This window comes from Fictibacillus barbaricus, assembly GCF_031457135.1.
Taxonomy (GTDB): Bacteria; Bacillota; Bacilli; order Bacillales; family Fictibacillaceae; genus Fictibacillus; species Fictibacillus barbaricus_A.
This window is the reverse complement of record NZ_JAVDWA010000001.1, coordinates 268,703-286,415: the sequence shown is the minus strand read 5'-3', so window position 1 is coordinate 286,415 and position 17,713 is coordinate 268,703. Positions and strand designations below refer to the sequence as shown.

Below are 17,713 nucleotides of genomic sequence, written 5' to 3'. Positions count from 1 at the left end.
ATCATTTTCCTTAATTCTATTTGAGGGGTTGTTGTGACTTATGAGTTCTCTTAAACAATCGTTTAATAATGTCGCTTCTTCTTATGAAAAATATCGTCCATCCTATCCAAATGAAATGTTCACACATATTTTTAATTATGCGAATCTAAATAAAAATGACTCATTGCTGGAAATTGGCTGCGGAACAGGTAAAGCAACAGAAGGATTTTTAAACCATGGCTATGAACATATAACCTGTATTGAATATGGCGACAAATTAGCACAGCTTACAAAAGAAAAATTTTCAAGCTATTCTAATGTTCAAGTCATCCATTTGAAGATAGGGAATCTAACAAAAATCAGTACTCACTTGCTTTTTCCGGGACTGCTTTTCATTTTATGGTTTGTCCACATCCCTTCAAAAGAGCCTGTCTATGAAGATATAAACCTTCTTTACAAAAAGTACGCACCTTATCTGGATGACAGAGATGTTCCTGCATTAGAAAAGGAAATAGAAGAACGAAGCCGTCTAACAATGGAATCCGGCCACTTTCATCAATTAAAAGTACACACATACCATTGGGAACAAACATACAAACCCGAAGAATATATAGGATTACTCAACACCCATTCAGGTCATCAAGTTTTACAAGAAGAGCAAAAACAAGCATTATATCAAGGCATCGAGAAGGCTATTTTGAATCATGGAGGATACATAACAAAGCAGCACGCTGTCGCCCTTTATTTAGCACGAAAAAAATAGCCTAACAAACCAACCATCCATAACGTTTTGAACGTTTCGGTTGGTTTTTCTTTTATTTTTAGGCTCTTTTCTAATAGATTGTTGCTAATTATGAGATTTTGAAGTGTTCTTCTTTGAACAGTTAATGGAAGAGCGGAATGCTGACGAGACTCCTGCATACCAGCTACCTGAATATTCATCTAGAAAGGTATGGATATGCGACGAGGAAGCTAACTTCGGCAGGATTTTCTTGCAGACGCAGGAGCAGGATTCATTCATCCTCTAACAAGTGCTCACCGCACACCCCCAGGATAGCGAGTATCCTGGAGCGGAAATCAACCACTTTCAAGAGAAAAAAAGTTTACGAAAACAGCCAATTATTTTAACAGCCATTTAGCCATTAAAGATCTATCTATATCTTACGTCCCGTAAAGAAGCCTTACTACAAAAAACTAGGGAACGAGTACTATTGTTTCGACATTTAAGAGGGTTTTTATCGATTAAGCTAGAATTATGGAGAAAGCAAAAAAGAAAGGGGGAAAAGAAAATGAGTGAAGTGATAATCCGCAATTTAATAAAACGTCATTTCACCAAGAAAAACATTCATGATCCACAATTGCAGCAGCTGCTGGTTCACTTTCTTCTTTCAGTAAGGAAAGAAAAACATTAGCTGATAGATAGAATATTTTTTGCAATGATAAAATTATAATAATATGAATGACAGAGTACCTGGCTTGTCCAGTTACTCTTTTTATTTTTCCATCTATTATTGTGATGCATTTGGATGTCTCATCAGCTTTGTAACGATTTTCAACGAGTGAATGACCGTGCTCCGTTCAAATTCACTCAAATTCGAAAAATTTTCTGTTAAGCTCTCGTTCATGAGGTGGTCGATTTTTTCTGCAGTTTGCAGCCCTTTTTCGGTCAATGATAAAAAATAAATCCTTTTGTCCTCAGGATTTGCACTTTTCTTCACGAGATCCATTTTTATTAAGGTCTGAATTTGCCTGCTGAAAGTTGTTATATCCACTCCGATTAAATCTGCTATTTGCTGCATCGACGGCTGACTATGATGGTGCAGCTCATATAAAATCTGACTATGTACTAGAGAAATATCCTCCTCAACTTCTCTGCAATGTTTTTTCAACAATAAATTATATTTTCTATTGATACCATGCAAAAGATTTCTAACCTCTTCCATACACCCACCTCTTTTCCATTACTATAAAATAGATAATTGCAAAATTCAAATAATATTGAAGTGATTTAATTTATATTACAAAAACGTTTTATTTCTTCTTCCCATAAAGTGTTTTAGGTATTTACTCCTAATAAAACCAAGGATTTCTTGAATTTTTTTAAGGAGTTCCAATTCCATTTAGTCCAAAAGATGTACGAATATGTATAATGAAACGTTTTAAAATTTTACAATAGGGTAATGAAAAATATAGAGAAAAAGGAATATGACTTGGGGGTATCACAATATGGAAAAAGTGGAGCAGAAACGCAGTAAGCTTGGCAGATGGCTCGAACGACATAATAGAGATACAGACTGGTTAATTCATGCTTCTGGAATTGAAAGAAAAACCGCTGAAGAACTTGCAAAAAACCCTTATAAAAACCCGCGAATGATTACCATTCGAAAAGTATTATCAGCTGTTAAACGAGTGGATCCATCAATAAAACTAAGTGATTTATGGGATATACAATAATCGTGTACCTTCAAATTTGAAGTGTACACTTTTTTTTGGATATGGCGGCCCCGAGAGGAATCGAACCTCCGACGCACGGTTTAGGAAACCGACGCTCTATCCGCTGAGCTACGGAGCCACTACCCTCTTCATTATATAAGTAATATGTAAAAACGCAAAAAACTGATTTCAATCGGAAATCAGTTTTCCTTTTTCTGAAGGTTTTTAACGAGTAATCTCATTGCATGTACGGCTGTTTTCTTATATTGAACGGCTACTAACAGAACCTTGATCTTTTGAAAATGGTTTAATTGATTAAAAGATGGTTCTTGTTTCAAAAACTTTCTTATGATGGACAAGCTTTGTGGGGTAATTCGCTCCATACTAGATGGATATTTGTTATGATTGATCGTCTGTAAATGAAACAATCTGCTCACCCAATATTTTATCTCTGTTTTGACTTTGTTCTCATCTATAATGCATGGTGCGAATTTATTTTTTGTATGTTTCTGAAGATATTCAAGGCGGTCCTCTCCGCTAATAATGGTATATTGACCGTTATTATTTTTTCTTACTACTAAAATGTGCATACAATCCCACATGATCCTTCTTAATTTTTTCACATGCTCAGTAACTTTAATGGAAAGGTCAGGTTTGATCTTGCTTAATGGTATATACTCCACATTTAACCTCATTCTCACCCTCCTAATTGTTTAAGGCTAAGCAGATGAATTCACTTTCTTGGTATTATATGTTTAAATATGGGCGTAAGGTGCAAACAAAAAGCCGCCTTCAGAGAAATGTTTACACAACACTTCTTAAAGACGACTGCAAAACCCATTATGCGGTTTTATTATTTCGAATAAAGTTTCGGATATCTCTGTTCCCGATAAATTTCTTGGATTGCTCACACCACAATTTAAAATTAAGTGATTTTAAGCTTGATAATAACGTCAATGTTGGTACATCTTGAAGTCTCGGATCACTTTTATGCGCTTTTTCCAGATGATAGTTTGGAACACGCGAATTCAAGTGATGAACATGATGAAATCCGATATTTCCTGTGAACCATTGCAGTACTTTTGGAAGCTTGTAGAAAGAACTTCCCTTCAAGGCTGCTTCAACATAGTTCCACTTCTCGTTATTTTCAAAGTAACCATCCTCAAACTGATGCTGTACATAAAAAAGCCATACGCCTGAGAATGTAGCAATATAGAAAATCGGTAATTCTACTAAAAGGAATGCTTTCCAGCCAATTGTAAATCCGACTGCCAAAACAATTGAAACTAACACAACGTTTGTGAACCAAACGTGGATTTTTTCTTTTTTTGAAGCATTTTTCGCATTAAAACGATATTCAATCAAAAAGATATATAATGGTCCAATTAAAAACAATACGATTGGGTTGCGATAAACGCGATATTGCAACCGTTTTAACCAGGATGCATCTGCATATTCCTGCAGTGTCATCGTCCAGACATCACCGACACCGCGTTTTTCCAGGTTTCCGTTAGTAGCATGGTGCGTCGCATGACTGTTCTTCCACTGCTCATAAGAACAAAATGTAAATAAACCAGTAAAGATGCCAACAATTTGATTCGTTCGGCGTTTCTTAAAGAACGAATAATGCGTACAATCATGAAAAATGATGAATGTGCGAACTAAAAAGCCAGCTGCCGGTACTGCACACAATAATGTTAACCAAAACGATATATTTAAACTCAGGTAGGCTAATACCCATAGTACCAGGAACGGTCCCACTGAATTAATCAACTGCCATACACTTGCTGATATACGCGGGCGTTCAAATGGCGCTAATTTCTTCTTCCACTCACGAATATCATACTTTGAATGTTCGCTCATTAAACCACTCTCCTTAATTTCACATCCTTAACATCATAACATAGATTATGTATCCGTTTTCCACATATTATGTCGATTAGATAACAATTAAAAAAGAAATATACGTCATTAAAGCCGTTTTGTAAGATCCTTTCAACTCGGCGATATAATCGAGTAATACGCGAAAATCTTAATGTTTCCGCGTCTGTAGCCAAGCTTTTGCATCACACTGCAAACAAGTTACGCATTCTAATCGAACAAAAAAAACCGGATACTTCCTCTTTCTAGGAAGATCCGGTCTTTATGTTTTTTATTTCTTAGCGTTAATGTATAATTTCCCTGCTGCTGTTTCGTGTGTTTCATTGCCAAAGTCATCTGAAGCAATAACTTCTACAACAGCTCCTGGCGCTTTTACGTTGGATGTTGCTGTGTAGTATCCTTCATAATGCCCTTCAGATGTTTCTCGCATCGGAAGTTCCGTAGCGTTTGCCGTAATACTCGCATTTGTCAGTGGCATGTGGATTACAAAGACCGCATCTAACCCTGGTTCACTGTCAAATTCAATCTTTACGGATTCACCGCTTTTCAGTTGTTTATCTGTATCAGGTTTCAAGTTTTGGACTACTGGAGTCTCGAACTTCGCATAAACCTTCACTGATTTAGAGTGGCGGTTTCCTGCTTTGTCCTGAGCTACAACTTTAATCACATTTTCTCCTTCATTTAAAAGCATACGATGACTAAAGTTGCCATCTGCATCTACCTTCGCTTTTTGTCCGTTTACTTTTACCCAATCCAAATTTGCTTCATTAACATTGCCCTTAACCGTTACGGATTCACGATTCGTCTTCATGCCATCAGTCGGCGAAGTAATCGTTACTCTTGGTTTTGTCTGGTCAAGTGTCACTGTTACAGGTGCAGATTCATCTGTTGATCCAGACTCTGTAACTGCTTTTGCTGTTAATCGGTTCGCTCCATCACTTAGGGTAAGATCAGCAGAGAATGTACCTTCATCAGTTGTTGCAGCACTTGCAACTTCTTCACCGTTATTAAAAATTTTGACAGTCGTAGTTGGTGCTGCTGTTCCTGATACTGTTACGTTCTCATCATTTGTAAATGATCCATCTGCCGGTGAAGTAATAACTGGTGCCGTTACTTCGTAGTTCACCGTTGCGCGAATCATATAGTTTCCTTCATCCTCAGGTGATGGCGACCATGCCCCTCCTACTAATTGATAGGATCTGCCTGCCCACTCACCATCTTCATCTGTTCCAAGTCCAGGGGTGTTTGGATTTGGCTGTGATTGAATGTAGACCATATAGAAGTCTCCGTTTACCATGATGCCATGCTCACTTAAATCTACATGTGTCCACTCACCATTGCGAAGTGCCGTCTCATTAAAAGGACCTGCAATTTTTTGTCCAGGTGTTCCGTCTGGACCGCTTGCATCATAGACGGCGACTTGGAAATCTGTCCCCCCTGGTATTGGCCATTCAGTATCCCAGAATCGGAATAGACCGCCAGTTACCATCGCTTTTTCATTTCCTGGTGCAAGTGACATTTTAACTGCCCAGCCATTACCCGCATCGTAAAACGCACGTGCGTTTTCAGCTGTACCATCATCATAGCCGATTTCACCAGGGTATCCGATGAATGGCTTCAATGCTACGTTTTGTTCAGTGGTATCTCCGCCGTTGATCGTAACTGAAACCTCTTGGCTATAGTAGGATGGTGCAACAATTTTTAATGTGTAATCTCCTTCGTAAGCAGTCATTTCATATGACCCGTCTGCAGCTGTTTCAACTGGTGCCACCGCCGCATCTTCCATAAGCATAACAGTAGCTCCTGCGACAGGTTCTCCAGTTACTTGATTTGTAACCGTACCTGAAACAGTACCTTTAGGGATTTCTTCCAGCGTGAAATTAGCAGTTGATGTACCATCGTCTTCAACCGTTACCGTTTGTGAAGCTGAACGGTAACCGTAAGCTTCAGCCATTACTGTGTAGGTTCCCGCGGCATGAGTCATACCGTACGATCCGTCTTGCGGATTCGTATATACGGATCTGCCTGTTTCAAGCACGCTTACTTCCGCTTGAATCGGCAATAACATCGGTGAAGCTCCATTTTCTTTTGCATCTTGTTTTTCATTGATCGGCTTAGCCGGTAAAATTTTAGCAGGATTTACTTTAGGCTTTGCCTCTAGGGAAGGTGATTTTTGTACAGCAGGTGCTGCAGTCACTTTCGCTTTTTGTGCTGTTGATAAAGGCTGATTGCTTAATTTCACATCATCCAAATACCAGCCAGCTTTTACAACAGAACCATCGGTCGTTACGTTAAATGCAATATACACACGCTGTCCTGCGTATTCGCTTAAGTTTACCTCTCCATCAATCCAACCGCCTGATGTAGAGTTAACCCGAAGTTTTTGTGTCCAGTTTTCCATGTCAGTTGAAACAAAGACATGTCCATAATCATAGTTGCGCTCCAGGTCATGCCACTGTTTGAATTGCAGGTAGCTGTCTCCTTCTTGAAGATCAACTGGAGGCATAACGAGTGTCATGTTGGCTTTATTATCGTAGTTCCCATCCAGGTTTGTAGCATATACATTCGCACCAGAGTTTGCTGCTCCTGGACCGCTAGTTGGTGCACCCTTTTCCCAGCTGTTGTTTGCTCCATAAGAAGTCCAACCTGTTGCATCTCCTTCAAAATCCTCTTCATATCCTACTGTGATGCCTGGAAGTAAAGATACCGTATAGTTTTCCGTTGAAGTTTCGTTTCCGCCGTAATCTGTTGCTTTCCATTTATAGACGATTTGATCGCCACTTAGAGCAGAACCAGGCAATGTTGCAGTGTACGTACCTGACTTGTAGTCTCCGCCCGTTCTTTCGGAAGCAGCGTCTGTCCAGCTTCCATCTTCATTTTGATAGCTTAATACAACTGACGTTACACTAATATCATCTGAAACTTGGGCTTCTAGATGAATAGGCATACCTTTATAAGATTGTGATGGTCCTTCATGTGTTATAGAAGGTCCTTCGTTATCTTCACCTTGTTTTGTAACGATTCCCTCAATTCTTCCTAAACCGGTAACAACAGAAGATACGGCTGTAAATGCATTTACTAGACCGTGTCCATACCCATTATTAGGGGATTGCGGGAATGTAGCATCTGTTAAAGGAGTTGCTGTGGTCATCAGAATTTCTTCCATCTCATCAACGGTTAGATTGGCGTCTGCTTGACGAAGCATTGCCGCAACCGCCGTTACGTGCGGTCCTGCCATCGATGTTCCGTTCCATCCACCTTCATAATTACTTCCTGGTACAGATGAGCGAATATTTACACCTGGTGCAGAAATTTCAGGTTTTGTTTCATTATATGGTGATGGACCTTGCAAGGAAAAGCTTGCAAGATGATTATTAATATCTGTTGCACCTGTTGCAAACGATTCAGGATAGTTTGCTGGATTCGCAACAGAGCCCGGGCCGCCAGGATTGCTTAGCGTTGTATTTCCTGCAGAAAACTCAGGGAAGATTTCAGCCGCACGCCATGCAGCTACCATCTCTCTATACCATTCATCTAATCCTGGCCCGCCGCCCCAAGAGTTGTTCACTACGTCAGGCGCTTTTTCTGGATGAGGATTTCCTTGTGCATCTTTTGGTGCTAAAATCCACTCTCCTGCTTCCAACAAATCAGCATCAGATCCGCCATTTGCAGAGAAGGCTTTTACCGCAATCCATTTCGCTCCTGGCGCAACACCGATTTGGTTTGCTCCATTCGGTTCAGATCCTACCATCGTCCCCATTGTATGAGAACCATGCCCTAAATCATCATATGGAGCAGCTTGTCCGCCAACTGCGTCAAACCAGTTGTACTGATTATCTGGAGCATCTGGGTTCTGAGGATTATACCCTCTATATTTTGTTTTTAAAGCCGGGTGATTCCATTGAACACCTGTATCAATTGAAGCAATAACAGTTCCAGAACCGTCGATGCCCATATTCCATACAGCAGGTGCTCCCACTTTTTCAATATTCCATTCTATGGATGATGTTTCACTTTTCGGCTCAACTTGCAAGGATGATTTTTTTTCAGGGAGTTTGACAGAGCTTACAGGCTGTATAAGCTGTCTTGTTTCATTCGGAAGAACTTTTTCAACTTCAGGGAAAGCTGCAATTTTTTCCATAACTTCTTTCGTAGCTGTAACAGCCATGCCGTTAACAACATAGAAAGATTGGATTTTTTCCGCTTTACCAGCCTTCTCTTGCATTTCTAAGTATTTTTTTACATGGTCTTGAGTTTCAAGCGCATTCGCGCGGAGTGAGGAAACAACTGTGGAACGTTTCATTAACCTCGCTTGTTTGGAAGTTAACTTTTGTGTTTTCGCTTCTTTAACAGCGTTTTTTGCTATCTTAGCTGTATCTACTTGTTTTTGAAACTTTATAAGGAAAGTTACTTTATCCTTCTCGTTGAATTGTTCTTTAAGTTTTGAGGAGACCTTACTTTTTCCTCCATCGACTATTGCTTTTCTAGCCGATGTGGAAGGTTTGTCTTTTGATACGGCATTTGCTTGAGACGGGAACATCATTGGTACGATCATTAAAAAAGTCAAAAATACGGATAACCATCTAACATTTCTCCGTTTTTTACTCACGTTGCTTTTCCCTCCCTATTCATTTTTGTCGTACAAAACAACCACCACTTAAAAGTAAATCCCTATCACACCTCCTGTTTATTTTTTGAAAATTTAGTAATTCTTTGTTGTTAAATAAACGATAACTGATAAATGCTGTAAATAAATGTTAGAATTTGTCGTTTTTAAATCCCATTTTTGTAAAATAATTCCTTCGAACGGGTCTGTCTGTTTATTTTTGTGACTATTTATACAGGAGGGAATTTCATCTATGCAAACTTTGTAGAAAATAATGTCTTTAGACTCAGTTCATAAGGACTTATATGATAAAAATTAAAGATAATTGTAAAAAAATGAGAAAACAGACTTAGCAAATCATTTAACTGGGTTATTTCCCAAGACTCGAATTAGACTAAATAAAGACTTTATTAAACATGCATAAATAAAAATTCAATTAACCACTGCACAGGACCTAGTGAATAATCCTAAAGACAAGAAGAATGACCTATTTTTAGGATTTATTTTTTTGAATAGAGTGTATTTCTACTGCAGCCTCCTTACTAAAATCCGTTCGTATTGTCGTTATTTGGCAAAATAAAAAATCTCACTCTATAAAAGAGAGAGATTTTCGAGTTATTCGGGACGGTTTAATGCAAAGGTTTCGCCGAGCTTGGTATAGTTGGTTCCTGCAAGTCTGCCAACAGGACGCAGCTTTTCAGCATTAATCCTTCCGTTTTCATATAGTTCACCTGAAATGTGATAGTGGACGACTCTCCCGATTAAGAGGTCGGTTGCAGGTTTTTCAGGTGTTCCCCCTAATGGAATAATCTGTTCAACCACACATTCCATTCGTATATTTGCTTCAGCAATTCCAGGAACTTTTACTTTTAAAGAATCAACAGGAGTTAATTTGGCAAGATCGACTTCACTTTCATCTGGCGGGAGATTAGCCGCCGTTTGGTTTACAGCCTCAATATAGGATTCATCAGGGATGTGTACAACGAATTCTCCTTTTGCTGCTGCGTTCCGAGATGTATCTTTTTGCACACCATCTTTCCTGCCAATCGAAATTGCGATAAGCGGCGGATTTGCTGTCAGTGCATTAAAATAGCTAAAAGGAGCCGCATTCAGCGTGCCCTCTTCTGATAAAGTGCTTACAAAGGCAATCGGTCTTGGAATAATGCTTCCGGTAAGAAATTTATAATTTTCCTTCAAGGAAAGCTTTTCTGGATCAATCGATATCAATAGAATCACCTGCTTTAATGAAAGTTTTTGTTGAACCAATCCGCTGCTGCTTCTACTTCTGATCTCGATAACTGATGCCCCATCATTTCCCATTTCAAATGAACAGCGGCACCCGCTTCTGTTAGCAGTTTATCAAGTTCTTCTGTTTCTTCGGGTGGACAAATAGGATCATTTTTCCCTGCTCCTATAAAAATCGGCAAGTTTGAAAGATCAGGCAGTTCAATACCTCTTCTTGGTACCATCGGATGATGAAGTATGGCTCCCTTTAAAGAATCTTCATAATGAAAGAGCAAACTGCCAGCGATATTCGCTCCGTTCGAGTATCCGACCGCAACGACATTGCTCCGGTCAAAATCATATTTCATCGCGGCATCATTTACAAATTCATGCAGTTCTTTCGTTCGGAAAATGAGGTCTTCTTCATCAAAAACTCCCTCTGACAAGCGACGGAAAAATCGGGGCATTCCGTTTTCAGAAACATTCCCTCGAACGCTCAAAACGGAAGATTCAGATGAAATCATATCCGCTAAAGTCAGCAGATCTTCTTCGTTTCCTCCAGTACCATGCAATAACAATAATACCGGCTTTGTTTCATTCGTTCCTTTTTTAAACAAATGCTTCATCTATTTGTCCTCCTCTAAAATTCTAGCCTCTGCTGGTAAGAGATGATCTTCTATCTGGGCGCGATTTGCTTCCAGCCAAGGCGGCAGCAATAATTTCTTTCCAAGTTCCTCTTCATTTTCATCACGTGTAAAACCAGGAGGATCAGTCGCAATTTCAAACAAAATGTGCCCTTCTTCACGAAAGTAGATCGCGTTAAAATATTGTCGGTCAATGATCTCGGTTACATGCAGATCTTTGGACTTCACATATTCTTGCCACTCTTTATGCTCTTCATAGTCTTTTGCTCTCCAAGCGATATGGTGAACTGTTCCTACTCCGCCAACTCCTCTTGCTTCTGGAGATAATTTAATATCGATAATGTTGCCAAGATCTCCTTTTGCTTTAAAACGAATATAATCTCCATCCTGACCAAGATTTTCAAGCCCCATAACATCTGTTAAAACTGCTGCAGTCTGCTGCGGAGCTGCTGAAAGCAAAATGGCTCCACCGAAGCCCTTTATCGCATGTTCTTGGCTGACACCGCCAAAACTCCATTCGCTTTTCTCAGCTTCACTTCTCGCTACGATTTCTAATCGTAATCCATGGGGGTCGCTGAATTGAATAAACTCTTCTTGGAATCGGGTTGTTTTTTTATATTCAATTTTAAACTGATGAAGCCTATTTTCCCAAAAAGAAAGGGTTCCTTCTGGTACAACAAAAGTAGTTGTTCCTACTTGCCCTGAACCGACTCTTCCCTGGTACGCATCCGGCCATGGAAAGAAAGTCATGATTGTCCCCGGTTTCCCTCCCTCATTTCCAAAGTATAAGTGGTATGTCCCTGGGTCATCAAAATTGACGGTTTTCTTAACGAGTCTAAGACCGAGTACTCCGGAATAAAAGTCTACATTCTCCTGAGGATTTCCTACAATAGCCGTGATATGGTGAATTCCTGCGGTTTTCATATAAAGATACATCCTTTCAAGTAAACGAACTTATTTTTCGTAAGCTAAGTGTAAATTATTTTACTTACTTTTGTCAAGTAACTATATTAAATTTAAAACCGCTTATTTCATGCTTACTACGTTCCATCGACTATATATAGCTTTTCCCTTATTAAAAGAGATGAAAACGAAAACGAAATCGAACAAAGATTTAGTACAATCAAGCAAAAATGACCACCCATTAAACAAAAACAAAACGTGAAAAAACAATTCTTCAATTTCCTAATGGACTATGTACACCTGAAAACAACACTTTCATTGTTATATAAAAAGACTGACCCTAACAAAGATACTTTGGGCCAGCCTTTAATATAAGTAAGTTATGTATTTGCAGGGGGTCTGTCCCCGGGACAGACCCCCTTAATTTAAAATCAATTAAAAATCAAAAGTATCTGGATCTGGTCCGATGCGGCGGTCTTCGTCTAATGCGTCGATTTTCGCCATATCATCAGCTGTAATTTCAAAATCAAAGATGTCTGCATTCTCAACAATACGGTGCTGTTTTACAGATTTCGGAATGGTAACCACTCCATTTTGCAGATCCCAGCGAAGAATAATCTGCGCAACCGATTTCCCATATTTGCCAGCAAGTTCAACAAGCGTTGGCTCGTCCAGCAATTCTCCTTGCATAAGCGGGCTCCATGCTTCCATTTGAATTTGATTTTCTTTACAGAATGCAAGCAATTCTTTCAATGCTAAACGCGGATGATATTCAACTTGATTCACCATCGGCTTCACTTCACAATCAGCCAAAATGTCTTCTAAATGGTGAATCTTAAAGTTTGAAACACCGATTGCTTTTACTTTACCGTCTTTATAAAGCTTTTCTAATGCACGCCAAGTTTCCTTGTACTTTCCTTTTACAGGCCAATGTACCAAGTACAAATCGAGGTATTCCAGACCAAGCTTTTCTAAACTTGTTTCGAAAGCAGCAAGTGTTGATTCATAGCCTTGATCTTTGTTCCATACCTTTGTCGTAATAAATAATTCCTCACGAGGTACACCAGATTCTTTTATGGCTTGTCCAACGCCTTCTTCATTTTTGTAAATCGCGGCTGTGTCGATACTTTTGTATCCAGCTTCAATTGCCCATTTAACGGAATTAATAACTTCTTGTCCTTCTTCGACTTTAAAAACACCAAGTCCAAACCATGGCATTTCCACTCCATTGTGCAGAACCGTAGTGTCTTGCAGTGTTCTAATTGCAGTCATTATCATTTCCTCCTACTCAACTTGGATGTTATTACCTATAAAATAATTCTGTCACATTCTGTTGTTGAAGGGAAACATTTCGACTTTTAGAAGGTATTAAAGTCCTTATATGGAAGTAGTATCCAACACAACTTTAAAAATGAGGTGTTCCTGTGAAGGATAATTTAATTTATTTTAGAGCAAAAACTGAATCAGCTAAGAACATCCCTGTCCAAGATCTTTCTCTTATCCAAGAAATTCGTGAACTCTTATCTGAGTTCCATGGCAACTATCCTCTCGTTACTAAAAAAGCCATTTTGTTGCGTATCGATCAGCTTACTGATGAATTAATCCTTAATAAAAGATAACTAATAGGAAGACTGTCTCTGAAAAACGTTCAATAGCACATCTAATTCCTGACTGCATTTCACTGTTTCGTAACTCGTCAGGCCGTTTTCATAAGCAAGTTCAACAAGCAATTCTTTTTTTTCTTTAATACATTCCATTAAAAGAGAGTTATCCCATTCTTTTTTTTCCACCAAGATCGGCTCCTCTTTGACAACATATTTATCCTATCGCTATTATGAACCGTTTTATGACACTTGAAAACAGTTTCCACAAAAGAAGAAGTAAAGTTACAATTATGGACAAATATTTACATGACTATCTCATCATATAGTCCCTATTCAAGGACCTTATCTCTCATTATCCGACTCCATTCTCCATATGAAAGCATGTCCCTTTCCCTATTTTCATTTCTAGTTTATTGAGAGATTTTCAAGCTAGGAGGAGGTAATTTATAAATAAAAAGGATGGAGTCTTCTCCATCCTTTTTATTGCTTCTTATCATTATAATAGTTGACTGAGTACATAGCTCCTTCATCAACCATTTTGTTGTCATCTACATCCATTGGATCAGGATGACCTGCTTTGTTAATCGGAAGCTGAGTGGCTTCAATTGCATGTGGTCTCACTTTTCTCTTCATATCTTTTAACTTCATCTTCGTTTTAATTCGATTTGGTTTAAAAGAGAGCCAGAACAATGCACCAGTACCAAGCCCGATTAATGCCCACGATTGAGTTTTAAATAATTTATTTGTTGTCTTTACAGCGCTTGCGGTTTGCATGAATAACGCCTCCTTTAATTACTAGTTACCCCAAATCCAACAAAAGATAACATCCAACTTTATTTCAAATACATTACTTCCGCCTAATTGTAATAATACTATGCATTTGTCCATACACGATTTTCACCTAATACATATACTGTATCGAAGTCGATAGATAAAATCGTAAGGAGGAATTTTAGAATGTATGCAAATTCACCGGTAAATGCTTCAATGGCTAATGCTCCAATGGCTAATGCTCCAATATATGGTGGCGGTTATGGAGGTTATGGAGGGTATTGTTGTGGTTACGGCGGAGCTGGAAAAGGCTTTGCGATCATTGTAGTTCTATTTATCCTTCTCATCATCGTAGGAGCGGCATGGGCGCATAAGGGAGATTGCTAATATAGTGCGCTGAACGGAAAAAGGGTGCCTGGTTTAACAACCGGCACCCCTTTTTTACATAAATTGCTTTGTTTTCTTTTTCATTTCAATGGAACGGACAAAATCAATTATCTTAGTTGATATCCACTGGCATATCAAAGCAAAAATAATAATTTCATATCCTTCTGCAAGCGCCGTGAGAAGCAATACCATGCTGTTAATCCAAAATAAGACGCTTCCTGGTTTTTTTCCTGTCCATTTGGCTAGAATCAATGCCACGATGTCCATCCCTCCTGAAGATGCACCAAACCGGAACAAAATTCCAACACCTGTTCCAAACAAAACAGCTCCGTAAAGAACATCTAGTAATACGATATTTACAGGAGTGTGTATTAGCGAGGAAAGCCAATCGACCGTAACAGATGTAACGGCCACACAATAGATGGTCCATAATGCCGTTTGCTTGCCTAACTTTTTGACAGCGAGTAAAAGTAAACCAAAATTGATAGCCCATAATGTAAGAGCGAGTGAAATATTAAAAAAATGCTCATTTAAAATAGCTAGTCCGGCTACTCCGCCTGATGGAATAAAATGAGGAAATAAAAAAACGGCCATCGCCATTCCTTGTAAAAAAGCTCCGAATGATAAAAAAAGTGCCTTCTGCAAACAATAATCCCTTCTTTGCTTCCGATTAACCATTCTAGGTTGTCTTATATATTTCTTCATTTTAGACCCTTCATCGGAAATTTCAAGTCTGTTTTTGAATTTAGTTGTTTTCGTATTCATTGTTGTCCTTGAAAATAGTAGTTGATTTCAGTTCTAGGTTGCTCGCTTTCCGCGGGTCAGGAGTCTCACACCTTCCACTTCATTCAACTGTCAAAGACGACAAATAAAAAACAACAATCTTTAAGAGAACAGCCTTAAATTTTAATTATTATCTTATATTGAATCGAAAGCAAAATGGCTGACGAGTATTCACCGTCAGCCTTCTCTCATTTAAAATTTATTATTTTTTTATCGAACTCAATTACGGAAGCAGCCTTGTGCCGATCGATCTTAATTGATCCACAGCATCCCGGCAATTTTCTCCGCTTGCATATACACAGCATAGACCATGCATGCCATTTAAGAGACTCATACTTAATTGACTCTTTGCATTGACTTTTAACGAATGACATTCTAAAAAAAATTCACAGTTTTCATATTCATTTGCCTTTCTAACCATTTCATGAATCCACTTCGGTTCAATTCTCTCCTGGACCATAAAATAACTCTTCATCTCCTCTTCCCTCATTTCACCCACATCATAAAAATCATACAGCCTGATTGTTAAGCCAGTTTTAATGACGAGTAAGTATTTTATGACTTACCGTTTCAATGTATGTTCAATTTTAAAAATAATGGTATGAAGAAAGGACTAAATTGCAACATTATTAGTACATAGCGTTTAAAGGAGTTTTTTATAGATGAGTTATTACATTGCATGTGATTATGATGAACCAGATCGTCAGAGCTACATAGGCATCGTAATTATTGACACTTTAACGAACCAAATTGCTCACCGGTTCTTTACAGGCGATTTTAATCAGGATTTTGAGGAATACCAAAGCTGGCTTGAAGATACATCTCCCTATTATTTTGAAGGCGAAAGTTTAATTAACTACATCGGAGATATGTATGAACCTCAAGCAAACGAGGACTTTGACTTTTATCATTAAAAACTAGCTGTATACAAATAAAAAGGTATACACGAATTGAGAACGTGTATACCTTTATGATTAATTTGAGAAGTATCTATTCTGATACCTCACTTTCTTTTTTATTAATACTATTACCGATTACAATACCCATAATTAGCATAGTTAGTGAATCTGAGTCGAAGTCTTTTGTGAAAAGTCCCCAAAGGAACCAGCCCGTTATAGCGCCTAAAATAGCTAATAGTAATCCCTTCAACAAACGCTGCCCCCTGAAAAATCATTTGCCCTTTCAAGCGAACTTGTTTAATCCTTATTCGTGAAATCAATGATTCGAATCGGGTTACCCGTTTCATCTTTATAGATTGCATATCTGCCAGGCGGTATAGAGCAAGGCATTTTAATAAAATTTAACCTTGTTTCATTTTCCTCATAAAAGTGATCCACACTGTCAACGAGGAAAACACCTCCTGGTCCTAAGTCATGTTCGTCTTCTTCAATCATCAGCTGTACTTCGCTTTCAGGCATTGTAAGACCCAGTACCTGATTGCCTTCCCGCCAAGCTTCAGTCATACCAAGTCCCTCATAATATTTTTGTGATTCTTGCAAGTCTTTAACCGGGTGAAACAAAAATGCCAGTTTCAATGATAAATCCCCCTTCGTTTGACTTTAAAAATCTTACTATAAGGCTGTTTTCGTAAACTCTGTTGCTTTTGAATGAGGTTAATTTCCGCTGCTGGACTCGCTTTCCTTAGTGTGTGCGGTGAGCCCCTCGAGGTCAAAAGTTAAATGGTTCTGAAGACAAAAAGCGTCTTCTTAACCCATTCTACTTTTGCTGGTCGGGGCTTACCAAACCGTCTCCGCTTTTCGAACTGCCCCACTAATCCTACAGGAGTCTCGCCATTCCGCTCCTATTAACTATTCAAAGAAGAACACTAAAAAATCTCATATTAGCAACAATCTTTTAGAAAAGAGCTGACTATAAAAAAAATATTGTCTTCTTAATTGATGTGTAATATTTACTTTCCATTTTTATGCACAGATTTCCTGCCAGTCTTATTTAAAATCATTTGATCTGAAAGAAAAAAAACCGAAAAAAAGCTTTCTCCCTATTTTAGGAGAAAACTTTTTTTATTAATATGGATATGGCCCATAACCCGGATAAGGAGGCGGTGGCGGATATACTGGATACGGATACGGCCGTGGGGCTAAAGCAAAGCCAGCAATCGCACCAAGTGTTAATCCTACAAGTGCTGGGACGAAAATAAAGCGTTCATCTTCATAAATTCCGTCTCTATATGGCAAGATATATACTTTATGTTCGTTAACGTGCTTTAATACACCGTGATACTTTTTTCCATCTGTACTGGTAATCAGTACTGATCTGCCAATATTACGTCGGCACAAATGATACATTTCGTAAGACAAAGGTTAAACCTCCTTGCATGTTATTCCCCTTCTCTATACGATATGTCCAACCTATCATTTTGACAGAGACAAGTGTCCGCCTTTTTTTATTTTGTCTTTTTTCTAAAGGCTGTTTTCGTATTCATTGTCGCTTTTGAAAGTAGTTGATTTCCGTTACAGGTTGCTCGCTTTCCGCGGGGC

21 protein-coding genes and 1 tRNA gene are annotated in these 17,713 nt (G+C 38.6%); 6 read left to right on the top strand and 16 right to left on the bottom strand.

What is annotated here, in order from left to right:
* The first annotated feature begins 40 nt into the window (after positions 1-40).
* Together J2X07_RS01475 and J2X07_RS01470 are read left to right on the top strand one after the other, a co-directional pair.
* The gene (locus tag J2X07_RS01475) at positions 41-742 is read left to right on the top strand and encodes an rRNA adenine N-6-methyltransferase family protein (RefSeq protein WP_310255843.1); all 702 of its coding nucleotides are present in this window, start codon (positions 41-43) and stop codon (positions 740-742) included.
* Between the two features lie 526 nt (positions 743-1,268).
* On the top strand, positions 1,269-1,391 hold the full coding sequence (locus tag J2X07_RS01470) for a hypothetical protein (RefSeq protein WP_310255841.1): 123 nt from the start codon (positions 1,269-1,271) through the stop codon (positions 1,389-1,391).
* A 96-nt stretch (positions 1,392-1,487) separates the two neighbouring features.
* On the opposite strand, the gene J2X07_RS01465 is transcribed toward J2X07_RS01470, so the two are convergent.
* Entirely contained in the window at positions 1,488-1,922 is a 435-nt protein-coding gene (locus tag J2X07_RS01465; protein ID WP_310255840.1) for a MarR family winged helix-turn-helix transcriptional regulator, read from the bottom strand.
* Positions 1,923-2,205: 283 nt separating this feature from the next.
* Here J2X07_RS01465 and J2X07_RS01460 point away from each other — a divergent pair, with 283 nt between their 5' ends.
* Complete coding sequence (locus J2X07_RS01460; protein WP_310255839.1) at positions 2,206-2,433, top strand: XRE family transcriptional regulator; 228 nt, start codon at positions 2,206-2,208, stop codon at positions 2,431-2,433.
* Positions 2,434-2,475: 42 nt separating this feature from the next.
* Here J2X07_RS01460 and J2X07_RS01455 read toward each other — a convergent pair.
* From J2X07_RS01455 to J2X07_RS01420, 8 genes are all read right to left on the bottom strand, one after another.
* Positions 2,476-2,551, bottom strand: a tRNA-Arg gene (locus J2X07_RS01455).
* Positions 2,552-2,612: 61 nt separating this feature from the next.
* The gene (locus tag J2X07_RS01450) at positions 2,613-3,107 is read right to left on the bottom strand and encodes a hypothetical protein (RefSeq protein ID WP_310255836.1); all 495 of its coding nucleotides are present in this window, start codon (positions 3,105-3,107) and stop codon (positions 2,613-2,615) included.
* A 145-nt stretch (positions 3,108-3,252) separates the two neighbouring features.
* On the bottom strand, positions 3,253-4,275 hold the full coding sequence (locus tag J2X07_RS01445; protein ID WP_310255834.1) for a fatty acid desaturase: 1,023 nt from the start codon (positions 4,273-4,275) through the stop codon (positions 3,253-3,255).
* A 289-nt stretch (positions 4,276-4,564) separates the two neighbouring features.
* The gene (locus J2X07_RS01440; protein ID WP_310255832.1) at positions 4,565-8,902 is read right to left on the bottom strand and encodes a S8 family serine peptidase; all 4,338 of its coding nucleotides are present in this window, start codon (positions 8,900-8,902) and stop codon (positions 4,565-4,567) included.
* Between the two features lie 612 nt (positions 8,903-9,514).
* Positions 9,515-10,126 carry a flavin reductase family protein gene (locus J2X07_RS01435; protein WP_310257359.1) on the bottom strand — a complete coding sequence of 204 codons (612 nt, stop codon included), beginning with the start codon at positions 10,124-10,126 and terminating at the stop codon, positions 9,515-9,517.
* A gap of 14 nt (positions 10,127-10,140) precedes the next feature.
* Positions 10,141-10,749, bottom strand: a complete 609-nt coding sequence (locus J2X07_RS01430; protein ID WP_310255830.1) for an alpha/beta hydrolase — start codon at positions 10,747-10,749, stop codon at positions 10,141-10,143.
* On the bottom strand, positions 10,750-11,691 hold the full coding sequence (locus J2X07_RS01425; RefSeq protein WP_396193556.1) for a ring-cleaving dioxygenase: 942 nt from the start codon (positions 11,689-11,691) through the stop codon (positions 10,750-10,752).
* 414 nt (positions 11,692-12,105) lie between these two features.
* Positions 12,106-12,942, bottom strand: a complete 837-nt coding sequence (locus J2X07_RS01420; RefSeq protein WP_396193555.1) for an aldo/keto reductase — start codon at positions 12,940-12,942, stop codon at positions 12,106-12,108.
* A gap of 152 nt (positions 12,943-13,094) precedes the next feature.
* Between J2X07_RS01420 and J2X07_RS01415 the strand changes: the two genes are divergently transcribed.
* Positions 13,095-13,289 carry a hypothetical protein gene (locus tag J2X07_RS01415; protein WP_310255824.1) on the top strand — a complete coding sequence of 65 codons (195 nt, stop codon included), beginning with the start codon at positions 13,095-13,097 and terminating at the stop codon, positions 13,287-13,289.
* Here the strand turns inward: J2X07_RS01415 and J2X07_RS01410 are convergent, their stop codons facing one another.
* Together J2X07_RS01410 and J2X07_RS01405 are read right to left on the bottom strand one after the other, a co-directional pair.
* Positions 13,290-13,460 carry an aspartyl-phosphate phosphatase Spo0E family protein gene (locus J2X07_RS01410; protein WP_310255822.1) on the bottom strand — a complete coding sequence of 57 codons (171 nt, stop codon included), beginning with the start codon at positions 13,458-13,460 and terminating at the stop codon, positions 13,290-13,292.
* A gap of 294 nt (positions 13,461-13,754) precedes the next feature.
* The gene (locus J2X07_RS01405) at positions 13,755-14,048 is read right to left on the bottom strand and encodes a hypothetical protein (RefSeq protein WP_310255820.1); all 294 of its coding nucleotides are present in this window, start codon (positions 14,046-14,048) and stop codon (positions 13,755-13,757) included.
* A 228-nt stretch (positions 14,049-14,276) separates the two neighbouring features.
* Here J2X07_RS01405 and J2X07_RS01400 point away from each other — a divergent pair, with 228 nt between their 5' ends.
* Positions 14,277-14,432 (top strand): YjcZ family sporulation protein, encoded by a 156-nt coding sequence (locus J2X07_RS01400; protein WP_396193572.1) that lies wholly within the window; start codon positions 14,277-14,279, stop codon positions 14,430-14,432.
* A 54-nt stretch (positions 14,433-14,486) separates the two neighbouring features.
* On the opposite strand, the gene J2X07_RS01395 is transcribed toward J2X07_RS01400, so the two are convergent.
* Both J2X07_RS01395 and J2X07_RS01390 read right to left on the bottom strand, forming a co-directional pair.
* Positions 14,487-15,077 (bottom strand): YitT family protein, encoded by a 591-nt coding sequence (locus J2X07_RS01395; RefSeq protein ID WP_310255818.1) that lies wholly within the window; start codon positions 15,075-15,077, stop codon positions 14,487-14,489.
* Between the two features lie 361 nt (positions 15,078-15,438).
* Entirely contained in the window at positions 15,439-15,690 is a 252-nt protein-coding gene (locus tag J2X07_RS01390) for an HPr family phosphocarrier protein (protein WP_310255815.1), read from the bottom strand.
* Between the two features lie 187 nt (positions 15,691-15,877).
* Between J2X07_RS01390 and J2X07_RS01385 the strand changes: the two genes are divergently transcribed.
* On the top strand, positions 15,878-16,129 hold the full coding sequence (locus J2X07_RS01385) for a hypothetical protein (protein ID WP_310255814.1): 252 nt from the start codon (positions 15,878-15,880) through the stop codon (positions 16,127-16,129).
* Positions 16,130-16,205: 76 nt separating this feature from the next.
* On the opposite strand, the gene J2X07_RS01380 is transcribed toward J2X07_RS01385, so the two are convergent.
* The 3 genes from J2X07_RS01380 to J2X07_RS01370 all read right to left on the bottom strand — a co-directional run bounded on the left by J2X07_RS01380 (position 16,206) and on the right by J2X07_RS01370 (position 17,533).
* Positions 16,206-16,367 carry a tRNA U-34 5-methylaminomethyl-2-thiouridine biosynthesis protein gene (locus tag J2X07_RS01380; protein WP_310255812.1) on the bottom strand — a complete coding sequence of 54 codons (162 nt, stop codon included), beginning with the start codon at positions 16,365-16,367 and terminating at the stop codon, positions 16,206-16,208.
* A gap of 44 nt (positions 16,368-16,411) precedes the next feature.
* Positions 16,412-16,750 (bottom strand): VOC family protein, encoded by a 339-nt coding sequence (locus J2X07_RS01375; RefSeq protein ID WP_310255810.1) that lies wholly within the window; start codon positions 16,748-16,750, stop codon positions 16,412-16,414.
* Positions 16,751-17,239: 489 nt separating this feature from the next.
* On the bottom strand, positions 17,240-17,533 hold the full coding sequence (locus J2X07_RS01370) for a hypothetical protein (RefSeq protein WP_310255808.1): 294 nt from the start codon (positions 17,531-17,533) through the stop codon (positions 17,240-17,242).
* Between the last annotated feature and the right edge of the window lie 180 nt (positions 17,534-17,713).